This is a genomic window from Myroides odoratus (genome assembly GCF_001549985.1).
Lineage (GTDB): Bacteria > Bacteroidota > Bacteroidia > Flavobacteriales > Flavobacteriaceae > Flavobacterium > Flavobacterium odoratum_A.
The window spans coordinates 372,737-389,884 of sequence record NZ_LROZ01000001.1 but is presented as its reverse complement, the minus strand read 5'-3'; the positions used below and the strand labels follow the sequence as shown (position 1 = coordinate 389,884).

General features: G+C 36.9%; 9 protein-coding genes. 2 read left to right on the top strand and 7 right to left on the bottom strand.

Annotated features, from left to right (window positions below):
• Window positions 1-411: 411 nt before the first annotated feature.
• Entirely contained in the window at window positions 412-1,593 is a 1,182-nt protein-coding gene (locus tag AWV75_RS01725; protein ID WP_060872722.1) for a hypothetical protein, read from the bottom strand.
• A 157-nt stretch (window positions 1,594-1,750) separates the two neighbouring features.
• On the opposite strand from AWV75_RS01725, the gene AWV75_RS01720 reads away from it, so the two are divergent.
• Complete coding sequence (locus tag AWV75_RS01720) at window positions 1,751-4,507, top strand: DEAD/DEAH box helicase family protein (protein WP_231737927.1); 2,757 nt, start codon at window positions 1,751-1,753, stop codon at window positions 4,505-4,507.
• A 301-nt stretch (window positions 4,508-4,808) separates the two neighbouring features.
• Here the strand turns inward: AWV75_RS01720 and AWV75_RS01715 are convergent, their stop codons facing one another.
• Window positions 4,809-7,187, bottom strand: a complete 2,379-nt coding sequence (locus tag AWV75_RS01715; protein ID WP_060872720.1) for an outer membrane beta-barrel family protein — start codon at window positions 7,185-7,187, stop codon at window positions 4,809-4,811.
• 219 nt (window positions 7,188-7,406) lie between these two features.
• Window positions 7,407-9,788, bottom strand: coding sequence for an outer membrane beta-barrel family protein (locus AWV75_RS01710; protein WP_060872719.1), 2,382 nt, complete (start codon window positions 9,786-9,788; stop codon window positions 7,407-7,409).
• Window positions 9,789-10,139: 351 nt separating this feature from the next.
• Here AWV75_RS01710 and AWV75_RS01705 point away from each other — a divergent pair, with 351 nt between their 5' ends.
• Window positions 10,140-10,451 carry a helix-turn-helix domain-containing protein gene (locus AWV75_RS01705; RefSeq protein ID WP_060872718.1) on the top strand — a complete coding sequence of 104 codons (312 nt, stop codon included), beginning with the start codon at window positions 10,140-10,142 and terminating at the stop codon, window positions 10,449-10,451.
• 80 nt (window positions 10,452-10,531) lie between these two features.
• Here the strand turns inward: AWV75_RS01705 and AWV75_RS01700 are convergent, their stop codons facing one another.
• The 4 genes from AWV75_RS01700 to AWV75_RS01685 form a co-directional block, all read right to left on the bottom strand.
• Window positions 10,532-11,524 (bottom strand): beta-ketoacyl-ACP synthase III, encoded by a 993-nt coding sequence (locus AWV75_RS01700; RefSeq protein WP_060872717.1) that lies wholly within the window; start codon window positions 11,522-11,524, stop codon window positions 10,532-10,534.
• Window positions 11,525-11,681: 157 nt separating this feature from the next.
• Window positions 11,682-12,578 carry a helix-turn-helix domain-containing protein gene (locus AWV75_RS01695; protein WP_060872716.1) on the bottom strand — a complete coding sequence of 299 codons (897 nt, stop codon included), beginning with the start codon at window positions 12,576-12,578 and terminating at the stop codon, window positions 11,682-11,684.
• Between the two features lie 317 nt (window positions 12,579-12,895).
• Window positions 12,896-16,057 (bottom strand): efflux RND transporter permease subunit, encoded by a 3,162-nt coding sequence (locus tag AWV75_RS01690; RefSeq protein ID WP_060872715.1) that lies wholly within the window; start codon window positions 16,055-16,057, stop codon window positions 12,896-12,898.
• 25 nt (window positions 16,058-16,082) lie between these two features.
• The gene (locus AWV75_RS01685) at window positions 16,083-17,144 is read right to left on the bottom strand and encodes an efflux RND transporter periplasmic adaptor subunit (protein ID WP_060872714.1); all 1,062 of its coding nucleotides are present in this window, start codon (window positions 17,142-17,144) and stop codon (window positions 16,083-16,085) included.
• Between the last annotated feature and the right edge of the window lie 4 nt (window positions 17,145-17,148).

The window sequence follows — 17,148 nt, the reverse complement described above, 5'->3', positions numbered from 1 at the left end:
GGTGAGATGGTGAGGTGGTGAAATCGAAACGCAGTGAAAATCGAAACGCAGTGAAGATTCATCGAACACCAAAACAAGTATAAAATAGGTGAGATAGATGGTGAGGGGGTGAGGGGGTGAGATGGTGAGGTGGTGAAATCGAAACGCAGTGAAGATTCATCGAATACCAAAGCAAATATATAATAGGTGAGATAGATGGTGAGGGGGTGAGGAATCGAAACGCAGTGCAAATCGAAACGCAGTGAAGATTCATCGAACACCAAAACAAATATAAAATAAGTGAGATATATTCATCGAACACCAAAACAAGTATAAAATAAGTGAGATAGATGGTGAGGGGATGAGATGGTGAGGTGTGGAGATGAAATAAAGAGAGGTAGTGCCAGCACTACCTCTCTTCATTCACTTATTTTAGAAAAGACTAATTTGCCCCTGTTGGGTATTGTCTTTTGCTGGTTTTCTTTTTTCTTTTTTGACCTCCTTTTCCGCTTTTTCTTCTAAGGGTTGGATGGGAAGAGCCATATCTTCAAAGAGATGGAGTGTTTCTTCTTCTTCTGTACAAGCCATTGTTTCTTCTTCCGCTTCGATACAAATTGAGGTTTTAGTAACTATACCATCAAAAATTGGAGGTGGAGCTTGTTGAGCCCAAAAGGGAACAACATCTTCTTCTTTTTCCTCTTTTTCTGTTTCAATTGTTGTTGCTGTTTCGACAATTTCTTCGTTTTCTTCAACTACAGCTTCTTCTAACACGGGTTCTTCCGTGCTAGTTTCTAGTATAGGAACTGTGAGTTCTTCTGCTTGTATGCCTGTTTCTTCTTCTAATGGTGGTTCTTGTTCTTTTTGTTCTTCTTCTAGTGTAGTTTGAACAAAAACATCCATTGACTCTTCTTCAGTACTAGTCGTTTTCTCTTCCTCTTGAGGTGTTTCATCTAAAGCAATAACTGGTTCAGCAATAACTTCTATAGCTTTACTTGCTGTTTCTTCAGCTTGTGTATCTGCCGGATGACTTTCTTCCAAAAGGTCAAAAATGGAATAGTTTTTCACCACTATTTCATTGATATCGATGGCAGGATCCAAAGTCGGATTAGCCTCCTCTTCTTGTATATTAGCCTGTATTTCTTCATTCATCTCTCCTTCCAAAATGGTAGCTTCTTCAATGATAATTTCATTGACCCCTAAACGAGGGAAACCAGCCAAAGCAGGAGTTGCAGTTTGAGCGATATCTGACGGGTTATTTTCTGTTGTAAAACTTTCTACTTTGTTCTCCAAGTCCACCAATAAACGCTTGATTTTTTTGATATGTGGATGATCCGCAAAGGTCTCTTTTTCATAAACGAGCTCTAAAAGTTTGTACATCGTGTACGCTTCGTGGTACTTTAAAACGATGACATGCTTTTTATTGTGGTCTAAAATAGAAACTTGTTTCTGAATATTCTTGGCTTTGTCTTCAAGTTTAGCAAGTAAATCCTCTTTTATACTAACCAATAAAGCGTCTTTTATAGATTGTACAACATAGTCATCCGTTTTTTCAACCATCTGAATAACAGTAAGAAGGATGTCGTTACTTAATTTAAATTGAATTTTTGTCGTCATTGTAATTAGTGGAAAGCCAGTTAAGTCGTTTCAAATATTGATAGTTCTACAAAATAATGAAAAAAATATGACTTTACACGGTGTTCGTAAAAACATTTAAAACGCTTTGTTTCCTACCAAAAGCTTGCTTATTTTTAAGGAAGAAATATTGATACTATTGAAAAAGTTTCCCACTCCTATTGCATTTAAATATCCTTGGCGTAGCTACCAAAAAAAAGTGTTAGATCAATTAGATACTCATCTGCAAGATGATAAATTGCATGTAGTAGCCCCACCAGGATCAGGTAAAACTGTTTTGGGATTGGAAGTGATTTTACGACTGAATCAACCAACTTTGATTCTCGCTCCAACATTGGCGGTCAAAAATCAATGGATTGACCGTTTTTGTTCTCTTTTTCTTCAAGTGGAAGAAGTCCCAGATTGGATTTCAACTCAACTAACCCAGCCGAAGTTTTTGACCGTTGCTACCTATCAAGGACTACATGCAGCATTTAATTACCTGAAAGACGAGGAGGAAACTGACGAAGAAATGCCTGGAGACACGACTGTGACCTATACCAATATACATGCACAGGAAATCATTGCCAAATTGCGTGCCGTAGGCATCAAGACTTTATTGGTGGATGAGGTACATCATTTGCGAAAAGAATGGTGGAAAGCGTTAGACTTACTAGATAATGAATTAAAATCAACGGTAGTAGGCTTAACGGCAACTCCTCCTTATGGAGCGTCTAGTTTTGAATGGCAGCGCTATATGGCCCTTGCAGGGCCTGTGGATGAAGAAATTGCTGTTCCTACTTTGATAGAGGTGGAAGACTTGTGTCCTCACCAAGATTTTATTTACTATTGTACCCCTTTAGCGGAAGAACGCGAAAAAATAGCCTTGCATAAAACGGAAGTCTATTCCTTTTATACGACATTTAAATCTCATCCGATGCTTATTCAAACGCTGCAGCAATCTGCTGTTTTTCAGCAGCCTTTAGCTCATTTGGATTGGATTTATGAGAATCTGACAACCTATGTGGCTTGTTTGGTTTTTCTTCAAGAGGCCAATGGAGTGATTGATAAAGTACACAAGAAAGTATTGGGGTTACAAGAAGAAGAAATCCCTTCTTTGGATTTAGTATGGTTTGAAAAAATGCTTAATTTTTACTGCTTTCAAGGTGAGGATCTATTACAAGCGGTTCCTGATTATCTAACGTGTAAAAATGAATTGACCGCTGAACTGAAAAAGAAAGGACTCATTGCCTTTCGACAGGTTCAACTGGTTCAAGATAATAAAGGCGACGATCTTCTACTTTCTAGTTTGAGTAAATTACAAAGTATAGTGGAGATTCTAGCTTTTGAATATGCTAGTTTAGGTCGTGATTTACGCTTAGCAGTATTGACAGATTATATTCGAAAAGAATACTACAGTACCACAGAAGCACCCCCTTTGGTATTGTCTAAGTTAGGTGTGCTATCCATTTTTGAAACGCTGAGGCGCAACAATGCTAACCAACTGGCTATTGCGGTATTAACAGGTTCCGTGGTGATTATTCCTACTTCTTGCTTGGAGGCTTTACATCAAGTAGCCCAAGAAAAAGAATCAGGGATATCCGCAGTACCTTTAGCTTATGATCTCAATTATGTCGCCTTGCAATTAACTGCACAGCAACGCGCACAGGTTGTTCATTGGATGACTGCGCTGTTTCAGGAAGGAACCATTCAAGTATTGGTAGGAACAAAAGCCTTATTGGGTGAGGGATGGGATGCACCTGCATTGAATGCTTTGGTGATGGCGAGTTCAATAGGTGCTTATATTACGTCCAATCAGGTGAGAGGACGAGCGTTTCGCGTGAATCCTCAAGACCCAAATAAAACAGCACATATTTGGCATTTAGCCTGTGTAGATGCGTATGCAACGGATGGAGGGAAAGATTGGGAGGTTATTCACCGTCGTTTTCAAACTTTTGTAGGAATATCAAATAGTGAGCAAATTGAGCAAACGTTTATTTCGAATGGCATTGAGCGTTTACAAGAGGGGACACAGAAAAAAAGAATCCGAGATGAGGAGTATATCATACAACAAAATCAGAAAACCTTACAACTGGCACAACAAAGAGAAGGGTTGAAAGCGCGTTGGTTGACAGCGATCCAAAATGGCACGCATTTGGCAGAAGGAGTCAAGGTATTATTTTCTTCACCCATAGAAAGAAGAGATGTGAATAAAGCCAAGCAATTCTATACCAATAAGACCTTAGTCTCTGCTTTTTTTACGCTAGTGTGTTCAGCAGTTTTATTTTTGACCTATCAAATGATTGGTTTAGGCAAGGGAATCTTGCTCCATGGATTGAGCTTATGGTCTTTGGGATATTGGGTTTTTCAAACATTTGTGCTGGGCTTAGGGTTCCGCTTTGGTTGGAAAGGATGGAAGTATTATGGCATGTATCGCAAGTTTGGTGATATGCGAAAAGACGTACAAGGAATTGGGGAGGCGCTGTGTTCTACCTTATGTGCCTTTGAACTTTTAACTACACCAAGGACTTCTCTTCGCGTGGTTACTACCTTGGAATTTGGTGGAGGTGTATTTTGTTCATTGGACGGAGCAACATTGAGAGAAAGTCATGTATTCGCTTCTTGTATGAAAGAAATCTTATCGCCTATTGAAAATCCACGGTATGTATTAGCGCGAAAAACCCTGTTGCCGATTCAAGATAGTGAAGCTGATTTTCATGCTGTTCCTGAATGTATTGGGGTGAATAGAGCTCGTGTGAATTACTTTGCGCAACAATGGACACAAGAAGTAGGAAAGAATAGCATTGTTTATACCCGAACCCCAGAGGGAAGAAAAGAACTCCTGCATGCTCGTGCATTTGCTATTGTTAATAGGATGGAAGAACCACGAGTAAAACAAGAACACCAATGGCTATAATAAGAACGTCCCTTGTATGGAAATACAAAGGACGCTCAACTAACTAATCAATTAAAATGGGTCATCACTCCATTTTTATAAAAGTGCTTCAAGCTTTATTGTTCTTCGGTGAAGAAGAGAAAAAAGTGAAACAGACTTTCCTGAGAATTAAAATTTACTTTTTTAGCGAACTCCAGTAGTTTCGCTTGTTTTGTGAACTATTGGTAGTTCTTTTATTTGTTTTGTTACAGTCTTTGAAAATATTTTTTTGTTAAATTTTATTAAGTATGTAAAGTACTGTAAATCAGTATTGTATTATTTTTTATTTACTACTTCTGCTTTTATCTTCAAAGTTTGCTTCTTTGATACTTTTCTTATTTGCACTATCTCCAAAGGTATACGTGGCTCCAATTGATAATCTTCGGCTATTCCATGAATTGCTGAATTTTTGTACGTTGTCATTGAAGTAACTTGTTCCGTTCGATTTCCCTGTATTGAAGATGTCGTATAACGTAACATTGACGTTGAGTTTTTTGTTTAGTAAACTAGCTTTGATTCCCGTAGTCAACGCTTGGTATGAACCATATTTAGAATTATCTTCTTTATGTGGTACTTGGTGATACCAGTTTAAAAATAAGTTCAGTGTTTTAGCTGTATTAACGGTAAAGGTATTTTGCGAATAATAACTAAAATACACCCCATTTTGCGGAATTTGATTGGCTATTTGATTGCGGTAAAATGAATTGGAATAATTCGCATCTGCTCCTGTACTCGTTTGCCACCATCCTGTTATTTTATCGCTATAGGATACACTTAATCCATAGTTGTCGCTATTGAGCATATTGTAATAAGTACTTACAAAAACATCGTCGATTAAGGTTGAGTATTGATCGAATGAATTTGAAATATGGTAGTAGTTTAAACCAACAGATAAGGAACCATTAAATAGATAGTTCAATTCGAAATTATCCGTAAAAGAAGGATCTAATTCTGGATTTCCACTGTTGTATGAATAACTATTGGCATAGTAACGGAATGGATTTAATATTCCCGAATATGGGCGATTAATTCGCTTCGAATAATTTAGGTTAAATGAGTGTTTTTCACTAGGATCATAGGAAACATAAGCCGTTGGAAACCATTTGCCATAGGATTTTTTAAATGTTTCATTCGTTTCTAGTAGATGACCCGTTACCTCCGTTTGTTCAAATCGCATACCTGCTTTAACGCTCCATTGTTCCGTTAATTTTTTGTGTAAACTTACATAACCAGCAAAATTATCTTCTTTGTAATTGAATCGGTTACTACGGGTGTCGTCATAAATTAAATCTTCGTTTATGCGGTTGTAGTAGAATACTTTCGATTTGTTGTCGTAATTCGAATATTTTCCTCCAAACTCTACATCCACCCAAGGTAATTTATACGACACATCGGCGGTTCCACTCCATACTTGGTATTTTAAATCATTGGTATAGTAGGTTGCGTTTCGAATGTTGCTCTGTGCATTATAATCTCGCATATCTGTTGAGCCCTCCGGAATATTAGAGAAATAATTTACCCCTAAAGATAATTTACTGCCTAGTGTGTCTAAGTTTCGATCGTAAAATAAATTAGCTGTGTGGTAAATATTGTTATTTGTTGCCTCCGATATGGATTTGATAATCGAGTCTGTTTTGTATTGCGGCAAGGCAATATACTTTGCTGTATGCGGGTTAGTGTTGTCGTTTTTGTACTTGGATAAATCGTAGGTTGCTCCAATTACATCTTTATCTGATAGTTGATAGTTGGTCGTTAAGTTGACTCCTCCTGAGGTATAACTACCCGTTGGATTGGCATGAGAATCTAAGATTCGCGTATCATTTTGAAAGGTATAGGTGTTTTTATTTCCATATTTACCATCCCCTCCATTGGCCTTTAACATGACATTCCATTTTTTGTTCTGGTAATTCAAACTACCATTCATCGAATACCAATTGTAGTTGTTATAGGAATACGAACTACTTACTGATCCATACATCCCTAGTGTTTTGTTCTTCTTTAAAACGATATTGATAAGTCCACTATTACCACTAGCTTCATATTTAGCAGGGGGATTGGTAATTACCTCAATTTTTTCAATGTCGTCAGAACGCAATGTTTTTAAGTAATTAGTCAGTGCATCGCCTTGTAATTGTACAATCTTATCGTTAATCATAATGGTTACACTGCTTTTTCCAACAATGCTGATTTTGTCATTCTGTACTTTGACTAAAGGAGTATTGGTTAAGGCCTCTATTGCATCCATTCCCTGTGAGGCAACACTATGCGCGGTATTAAAAACCAAACGATCAGCTTTGCGTTCCACAAGTTTTTTCTCTGCTTGTACAACAATTTCGCCCAATTGAGTGGAAGATTCTGCAATAATATCACCTAAATCAAGGGTTTGATCTAGCTTAATATTTTGCGTGTACAGTAATTCTCCCAAATAGTGAATGTTTAATTTGTACTGTTCAGTTGGTAAGTTCTTTAAGGTGAATTCTCCTGTCTCGGTAGTAAAGCCTTGTAGAACTAATTGATCACTGTTTTCTTTCAATAGGTGCAACTCTGCAAAATCAATAGGTTGTTTGTCTTTGTTGAGGACTCTACCCTTTATCATGTGTTGCGCATGCATAAGGGTAAGTCCACAAAAAAAAGCAATAAATAGGGTAATGTTCTTTTTCATAGTGATAAGGTTGGTGTATACTTATTAACAATGTTGATAAGGTTGTTAACAAGTGGTCTTATTTCTGTTTATAACTTGAATGATACCTATAAGTAGTTCATTTAACTCATTTGTTACTATTATTTTATAATTGTTTATAACTTTTATTTTTTAGAACTAATTGTTGCTTGAAAATCAGCGAATTCTATAAGTTATTAACTAGGTTATAAACAATCGTTTTTATTTTCTGTTGATAATGTCTTTGTTGCTTCCTTGGCGTTCTTTTACTTTGATTTTGGCATTGCCGAAATTATAGCTCAATCCAAAAGTAAAATAGCGATTATCGTTGTACATGTTGTACTGTTGTTTTACCCCATCAGATGTTGCTTGTGCGCGTAAATTTGATGTTCGTAATAAATCATTCATGTAAGCAGAAACATTTAATTTTTTGTCTAACATCGCGTATTTTAAACCTAAGTTTAGTCCGTACATCGGTTTTAATTTCCAGTTTCCATTGTTTAATTTCGATTGATACCAGAAGTCAACCTGTGCTTGAAAGGTTTTGTCTGCATTCAATTGAATCGTATTATTCGAATTAAAATAATACCCCATTCCGTTATTTGTTTCTACATTAACCTCTTGGATTAATTTACTTGAATTGTAAAACGCTGATATCGTGTTTTGTGAATTCAACCAATGCCAGGTGTCAAAAGAATGTGTGACACTCAGGTTGGTACTTGCAGCATCAAAAATATTTCCTTGTTTGAGTATTTGAATATTTGTTGCTGAATCAATGTTAGAATATTGCGAAGCTAAATTGGTCACTTTGGAATATGAGGCATTGATGAACAATTTGTTTTTAAAAGTATAACCTACATTAACTGCATTGACATAGGTTGGTTTTAAGGTCGGATCTCCTGTCACATAATTATATTCATTTACATACCATCTGAATGGATTTAATTGCCAAAAGCTAGGCCTGTTAATGCGGCGATTCGCACTGAAACTTAAATTGTTCTCGTCGTTAATTTTGTAACTCACATAAAGCGTAGGGAAGAGCTCTGTATAATTTGTTTTTTCAGTGTTTTTTGTTGCAACTGATTCTCCCGTTGTTTGTGTACTTTCTACGCGTAAGCCTAGTTGTGCTTCCCACTTTTTGGCAATGGTTTTTGTCGCGCTGATGTAAGCAGCCTGAATGTTTTCTTTGTAAATGAAGTGGTCGGCCTGTAAAATCTCATTAGCTAGCGTTTGGTTGTTGAAATTAAAGGAGTTGGCGTTGTTGACCGTTTTGACAAAACTCACTTTTGCTCCGTAGGATAAGTTAACAAAAGATAAAGGTTGTTCGATATCGATTTTAGCACTATAATTATCTATTTTTTGGTCGCCTGTTGTTTGGGCTTGTTGTTCTTTGTTAACAAAGTTATTAACATCGCTTGTAATTGTGTTGAAAACTCGTGATTTGTTGGTAATATAGTTGAAGTAGTCCATGTCTATATTTAACTTAGTTCCCACAGTATCAAATTTATGAGCTAAATTTAAATTGATTGCATGATTGTTGAAATCTGGAGCTGATTTTCCTTTTGTATCAATGTTTTTAAGCAAGTTATCAACAAGGTTATACACACCTACTTGGTTTTTGTCTGTTGTTTGTTGTGTGTTTTTATTGCCTCTATACTGTACACCAAACCCAGTGCGCGGTGTAGCTTGATAATCCAATTGGAAACTACCTGAAAGATCTTTGTTTTTCTTTGTTTCGCGATAAACCGTATTCCATGTTTCTGTAGGATAGTGCAAATCCATTTTTCCAATTTCTTGATTGTACCCTGTGCTCGCATTGAAAGCTGCTGCAATGGATACTTTGTTTTTGCTGTAGTTGAATACATCGCTAATTTTCCATGTTGCTTTATCTGCAGCCTCAAAACCCGTACTGATTTGATTGTTCCACGCGTTGTGTTTTGCTTGCTTTAAAACAATATTGATTAATCCACTATTTCCACTCGCTTCATATTTGGCAGGGGGTGTACTGATGATCTCAATTTTTTGGATATTCTCCGATGGAATGGTATGTAAGTAGTTAATTAGTTCTTCTCCAGTCAGAGGCAACATTTTGTCATTAATCATTACTTGCATGCTGCTTTTTCCTATAAGAGAAATCTGATCTTTGTCGACTTTAAGTCCAGGGGTTAGTTTTAATAGGTCTTTTGCATTGCTATTGTTGGCGTGTACCGATTGTTCAATATTGAATACGGTACGGTCTACTTTGCGTTCAAATACCTTTGCTTGAGCAGCAACGACAATTTCATCTAGCATTTTATCATTTTGAATCATGATTGGTGCCAGGGTGGTATCTTGGGAAATTGTTAGTGTAGTTTCATATTGTTTGGTTCCTAAATTATTTACGCGTATCTTGTAAGAATTGGACGGAATAGACTCAAACGAGAATGTACCTGTTTCATCAGTATAGGTATGTTGGATTAGCTTTTCCTCTTGAGATAACAATAAGATTTCTGCAAAGTCAATTGGTTGTTGTGTGGCGTCAACAACAGAACCTGAAAGTTTAGTTTGTGCAAAGCTTACTAGTGATGCAACGGAACAAAGAAGGGTGATGAGTTTAGTTTTCATGAATAGTTTTATTTACTAACTAGAAAACCAAAGGCGTGCCAAGAAATTAATGTTTTTTTAATTTATTGAAAATTAATATATTATAATAGTTGTCTTCAAGGTGAGTGTTCGATTGTGAACAGTGAACAGGACGAAAGTGGACATAAAAAAAACTGCTTTTGGGGAAAGCAGTTTTTCGTTAAGCATATATGAATCTGTGAACATTAATTTTTCATTATATTCATTTTAAGCTTGACATTGATTTTGTTGTTTATGTTAATCAAAGGTACGATAAAGTTTAATAAAAATGAACTAAAATATAATAAAGTGTTACCTTTGTGTGAGATAATTTATTAAACTACGAGGTTTATTATGCAAACACCAGCACAAAAATGTAAGATTCAATCAGAAAAGATGCGTTCAAGGCGTAAAGAATTAGGCTTTTCTCAGGAATATGTGGCGATGAAGCTTAATATTTCACAAAAAGCGTATTCTGATATTGAGAGCGGAAAGACGAAATTGAAGAATGATGTATTAAATGAGATTGCTATAATTTTAGAAATCTCTCCGTTTCAAATTTGCCCTATTGCATGTGATTGTACTTCGGATTTACAGACAAAGCATGGTCAGCTGATTCAATACCTTCAAGAAAAAGGTGTAGATTTTCCAGATGAACTTGCTTAATGGTCGTGTAGCCTTCACTTGAACCTGAACGTTTTAAATAATTTATAACCCAAAAGAGGTCTCATTTGAGACCTCTTTTTTTATATGTTCCATTGCAATAAGCTTGCTCCCCAAGAAAAACCGGCTCCAAAAGCAGTGAGTAGAAGCAAATCTCCTTTTTTGATTTGATCTTTAAACTCCCATATACAAAGAGGGATGGTTGCGGCAATTGTATTACCCGAATAAGTAATGTTGTTTAAGGCTTTGTGTTCCTCAATCTCTAATTCTTTTCCTACAGCATCAATGATGCGCTTATTAGCCTGATGAGCAACTAACCAATTCACATCATCAACGGTTAAGTTATTCTGGGTTAATAGCGTTTGGCAGGCAGCACTCATAGCCGTTACAGCATTTTTGAATACGACTTTACCGTCTTGTTTTAAATAACGGTGCTCCTCGTTCCAATCTTCTACATCATAAGGAAATAAAGCACCTCCTCCTTTGATATTGAGGTATTCAATTCCCTTGCCGTCACTTAACAGTAAAGCATCTAAAATGCCTGTCTCTGCGGAAGGCTCTAACCAAACGGCACCAGCACCATCTCCAAATAAAATATTTGTTGAACGATCTTTGCTATCTACATACGTACTAATTTTGTCCGCTCCTACAACCACTACGTTTTTGTAACGTCCCGTCTCGATTAAAGCGGCACCCATATCCAAGGCATATAGAAAACCAGAACAAGCTGCATTCATGTCGAAGGCCCATACATTGTTGAGGTTTAGTTTATCGCATACGATATTAGCCGTTGATGGCATAGGCATATCGGGAGAGGAAGTCGCAATTAAGATGGCGTCAATATCCGTTGCGTTTTTTTGATAGGAAGAACAAAGTTCTTTGATGGCTGCAACAGCCATATCAGAGGTCGCTAAACCATCTTCTAAAATTCTGCGCTCTTTGATCCCAGTTCGTTTCATAATCCATTCGTCAGATGTATCTGACAAACGTTCTAAATCAGCATTGGTACGTTTCGTTGTCGGTAGATATCCCCCAATGGCTGTTATTTGAGCATATTGTTGTTTATTCTTCAACATTGTTGTTTAGTTTGCGTCTTATGTGCAAATAATAACTCCTTGCACTTTAGGCTGTGTTTTCCTAATAAAGAACTCAAATCTCGCTATTTTTAGCTAAATATTAGTAGTTAAATAAACGGTTCAAGTTGTCAAAAAGACGTATAAATTTATTTAAATGTTAATTTATTAACTTAAATTCTCGAGGGGAGATACCCGTACTATTTTTGAAAAACTTACTGAAAAGCGCAACATCTTGAAAGTTCAGTTCAGTGGCTACTTGGGTGATTGAATTGTTCGGATCTTTCAATAAAATTTTCGCTTCAAGGATGATAGTTTCCACGATAATATCTTTGGGCGCTTTGCCAAATACATCCGCAATGATCTTAGTAAGGTGCTTGCGACTAATGAACATGTGATCGGCATAAAACTGTACACTTCGCTCTTTTTTGAAATGGGAAGAAACAAGTAAGAGAAAGTTCTTGGTTAATTCTTCCTTGCGAAGTGTCTTTTTCTCTGTTTTGGCTAGTACTCTCTTGTTGTAAAAATGTCCCAATTCATACATCAAAATAGAAAAGTGATGCAAGATCAATTGGTGAGTAAACATATTGTCCTTAGCAAAAACGAGTTTGTTCAATCGTTTCAAGTGGTACTTAATTTCCTTAATGATATAATTGTTTAAGGGTAAGATTTTAGGGTATTGAGAAGAAAAGAATTGAATGAGGTTGTTGGATTTTAAATGAAATCCCGCATCTAGGAACAATTCCCCACTAGCGAAAAAAGCCTGAACACTAAAATCTTGAGTGTATTGGATAATCTCAAAGAACTGTTGTGGTAAAACGACAAGTATATCGTTCTTCTTTACCTTGGTCGGTTCTAAGTTGATTGTAATTTCACATTCTCCAGAGGTGATTAAAATCAAACCAAAAGAAGCGAATTTATACGGTTTACCAATAACAAAATATTGACTGTGTTTAGGGCCAATCTCTACCACAGCTAATCGCTTATCCACGATAAAACGTTCATATCGATTTAGGATGTCGGAAATAGAGTAGGATTGTATGTAATTATTCTTCACAATATGATTTCATAGTTAAAGGGATAAAAATAAGAAGTCCAAAGGATAAAAAAGTTGTTTTAGGTTAAGAAAAAAAATAGAAGTGCCTAAAAAGGAGAAATTTCAGTACGAATTGGTATACTAGATGATATTTAGCTTAGAAGGAAGGAAAAGATGATTTGTTGTGCTAGCAATAAGCGGAACGGTTTTACAGTTTACGGTTTACGGTTTACAGACTTTTTTATGGTTGATGGTAAAGCCTAAAAAAACAAAGAGGGTGACCTTTTAAGGTCCCCTCTTTGCTGTTTAGTTTTATTTAGGTCAACGAGGATATTCTCCTAGTGATGATCTACAAAGTTGTGGTTAGGTTCATAGTCCGCCTCCATAGCTGCTTGATAATCTACTTTTTCTTTGTTTCCAAATCGCTTGCCTATTTTGTCAAAAATAGAGTAGATGATGGGCACAATAACTAACGTAAGGAGCAAGGAGGACAATAATCCACCAATAATAACGACTGCTAATCCGTTGTTCATTTCTGCACCCGCTCCATTAGCTAAAGCAATGGGCACCATTCCAATAACCATAGCGATCGTTGTCATTAAGATTGGACGTAAACGCGCGTGATTGGCAGCAATTAAAGCATCGTGTACACTGTCGCCTGCTTCTACTCTGTGGTTGGCAAAGTCAACCAACAAGATGGCATTCTTACAAACCAATCCAATCAACATGATAATCCCCAAAATGGTGAAAATGTTCAAGGATATATTGGCAATAGCCAAGGCTAATAAGGCTCCAATAAAGGATAAAGGCACAGAGAAAATAACGATAAATGGTTTTGAGAAACTGTCATATAAAGCTACCATTACAAGGTAAACCAAGATGATAGCCGCTAATAAGGCAATTCCCAAGGTACCGAACCCTTCTTCTTGATCTTCCATCGTTCCTGTCCATTGGTATTTTACCCCTGGTTTTAAGGTCAACTGATCGAATTTAGGTAACCATTCATTGGCAATATCACCAGGTGAACGCCCTATGGTTTGGGATTTGATGGTTACTGATGGACTCTTATCTCTGCGCTCTAAGATAGATGGTCCCGAACTATAGCTTACTGTTGCGAATTGTTCTAACTTGACATCTTGCCCTTGATTGTTTTTAAAGTTGATTGTTTTTACATCATCAATCGTTGTTCTAGCATATTCTTGAAAACGAATATTGATGTCGTATTCATATTCACCTGCTCTATATTTCCCATCAGTATTTCCATTAAATGCCGTTTGCATCGTCATCCCGACAGTATACATATCTAAACCAAGTGCCGCCATTTTATCGCGATCAACTTGTACATTGATCTCGGGACTTCCAGTTTCTGTAGTCAACTTCGTTTCCATGGTACCTGGTATTTCATCTAATAAGGCTTTCGCTTGAATAGCAAAATCCATCGCATCATCCAAATTAGATCCTGTTATGGTTAAAGCTAATGGCGCTTCTTCTGCACCAATTAGACCCACAGGAACAGTCTTAACTTTTACCCCCACCATTAACGGAGCTAATTCTTTTTTCAACTTCGCTGCATAGACGAACGAACTCTCACTGCGTTGTTTTTTGTCCGTCAGGATAACGTGAATTTCCGATTTGTATTTGGTCGCCTGACTTCCTCCATATCCCTCAGAAGATTGCCCAACGGTAGTAATCATATCTACTACTTCTGGTTTGGTACGTAAAAATTCTTCTGCCTTTTGGGTCATGTGGTTGGTCTGTTGTACAGAAGCATCTTTGTCTAATTCCAACTGGACTAAGAATTCTCCTTTATCTGTTTTAGGGAAAAATTCTCCTCCAATATAACCTAAAGAGGGTAGTGCTAATGATCCAAAGAAAGCAAAGACCACAAGGAGTAATACAATGATGGTATTCTTTGTTGAATTTAAGGACCATACCAATAAACCAGAGATACTGTGAGTAAAAGAGGTTAACCCTTTTTCAAATCCATGTAAAATCTTTCCAAAGAAAGAAGTGGGTTGAATTACCTCAATTTTTCCATATCTGGAGAATAACCAAGGCACAATGGTAAAGGATACCAATAGCGATAGCATGGTTGCAATAATAACAGTCACACAGAATTGCTTAATGATATTCGGTACTAAACCAGAAGACATAGCAATAGGTAAGAATACAACAACAATAACTAAGGTAATAGCAGTAACGGTAAAACCAATTTCTTTTGCACCATCAAAGGATGCACGTACTTTGTTTTTACCCATTTCCATGTGACGGTGAATATTTTCAATCACAACAATCGCATCATCCACTAAAATACCAACCACCAGAGAAAGTGCAAGCAAACTCAGTAGGTTTAAGGAATATCCTAAGAGGTAAATTCCGATAAAAGTAGCAATCAAAGATAGCGGAATAGCAACCATTACAATTAGTGCATTTCTAAAACTATGTAAGAAAAATAGCATGACAAAAGCGACTAAAACAATAGCTAAAAACAAGTCAAACATTACGGCATTGGCCGCTTCTAAGGTGAATTGAGAAGAGTCATTAGCCGTTTTGATGTTCAATTGGATATCAGCGTAGTTTTTTTGAACTTCAGCAATTGCTTGCTGGGTTAATTCACTTACCGTTACTGCATTCGCATCGGATTGTTTGATCACTTGCATTAAAATGGTCGATTGTTGATTCAAACGAGCAATTTTTTCTACTTCTTTAATTCCGTCTTGGACATCGGCAATATCACTCAATCGAATGTCAATTCCCCCTTGAGAAGCAATCACAAGGTTTCGCATCTCTTCGATGTTCTTGTATTTTCCAGCTAAACGGATTAAGGTTTGCTTATCTCCTGATTTTACGCTTCCTGTTGGGAAGTCTAAGTTAGAACTCAATACCGCTTGTTGGACCAAGGGTACACTTAATCCATAGGCTTCGATTTTCTTTGGATCGAGTAGTACTTGAATCTCTCTTTCTTCTCCTCCAACTAATTCAACTTTTGCAACTCCTGCAACACGAGAAAAAATCGGCTGAATTTTCTTGTCTAATAAATCGTATAATTCCTTTTCCGTTAAGGTACTTGTTACACTCAACGTCATAATAGGTAAGTCACTTAACGAATATTTCTGTAAAGAAGGTGGATCTACATCTTTGGGTAAATCTTTGAGGATTGCATTGATTTTGCGTTGTGCATCATTCAATGACAAATCCACATTGGCTTCGGAAGTTAAGTAAATCATTACCGTTGATAAGCTCTCAAAAGAAAGGGCTTCAACTTTTTTTACATTTTCTAAAGAGGCAACAGCATCTTCAATCTTCTTGGTTACGGTGTTTTCGATTTCCGAAGGTGAAGCCCCGGGGTATACTGTTGCTACAGTAATTACGTTGACTTCAAATTTGGGAATTAACTCATAACTCAAGTTTTTATAACTAAATATACCTCCGAGTACAAGTGCAATAAATAACACAATAATGATGCTCGGACGCTTGATGGATATTTCGGCTATTTTCATATGTCAATCCTTTTCTTTTAGGCCGTTAGTTAATAATGGATACAGGAACTTGATCGGTAAGGTTGATCTGCCCAGAGGTAATAACAATTTCTCCTTCTTTTAATCCTTCTAGAATTTCAACAAAATCGCCTAGGTTTCGACCTGATACTACAGTCGTAGCTACGGCTTTATTGTCAATGACACGATAGATTAAATTAGAACTTACACTTCCTACAAATGCATTACGAGGGACAAGGAGTAAGGGAGTATCTTGATTCTGATCTGCATCAAAATAAGCTGAACCATACATCCCTGCACGTAATTTATTGTCTTTGTTGTTGGTTAGTAGTAAGTCTACAGGATAATTTAACGCAGCATCTGCTTTAGGTGCAATGAAGGTTACTTTTCCTTCAAAGCGATCATTAGGGAAAACACTAGCTTTTACCTCAATGTTATCTCCTTCTTTTAGATTGGCTACGTGACTTTCGTCTACATTTACTCTCAGTTTCAATTGATTGACATTAACTAAGTCAAAAATAGGGGCTCCTGGCGCAACAAAACTTCCTTGTTCGACGTGTTTTTTATTGATAATTCCATCAATAGGGGCTTTGATATGAGCATCGCCTGCAGTAATTTGAGCCGATTTCAAATTCGCTTCTGCATTTTGAAGCATCAGCTTCGCCTGATCCAATTGTTGTTTGGTAACTCCTCCTGTTGTATAGGCACTTTCAAAACGAGAAGCATCGGCTTTAGCTGTGGCATAGGCAGCTTCAGCATTGCGCACCTGTACATTGATTTGATCGCTATTAACTAAGGCAACTACTTGTCCTTTGCGTACTTGTGCCCCTTCGTCAACTAGTAATTTTACTACACGACCTGCTGTCTCTGCTGAAAGGGTTACCTCCTGATAGGGAACAAAGTTTCCGTTCGCTTTATAAGTTGCATCAACTACGCGAACAGTCGCTGGCTCCACGCGAACCGTAATGGTCGCATTTTGCTCTGCTACAATAGCAGTTTCAGCATCATTATTGGTCTTGTTTCGGTTTAATATGTAGATGGTCCCTCCAATTAAGGCAACAAGGACTAAGGCTGTTATTATTTTTTTCATGGTT

Coding starts and splice junctions, on each gene's coding strand:
- AWV75_RS01700 (WP_060872717.1), bottom strand. CDS start 11,524: ATGTTGAAGAATAAACAACAATATGCTCAAATAACAGCCATTGGGGGA.
- AWV75_RS01710 (WP_060872719.1), bottom strand. CDS start 9,788: ATGAAAACTAAACTCATCACCCTTCTTTGTTCCGTTGCATCACTAGTA.
- AWV75_RS01685 (WP_060872714.1), bottom strand. CDS start 17,144: ATGAAAAAAATAATAACAGCCTTAGTCCTTGTTGCCTTAATTGGAGGG.
- AWV75_RS01705 (WP_060872718.1), top strand. CDS start 10,140: ATGCAAACACCAGCACAAAAATGTAAGATTCAATCAGAAAAGATGCGT.
- AWV75_RS01715 (WP_060872720.1), bottom strand. CDS start 7,187: ATGAAAAAGAACATTACCCTATTTATTGCTTTTTTTTGTGGACTTACC.
- AWV75_RS01690 (WP_060872715.1), bottom strand. CDS start 16,057: ATGAAAATAGCCGAAATATCCATCAAGCGTCCGAGCATCATTATTGTG.
- AWV75_RS01725 (WP_060872722.1), bottom strand. CDS start 1,593: ATGACGACAAAAATTCAATTTAAATTAAGTAACGACATCCTTCTTACT.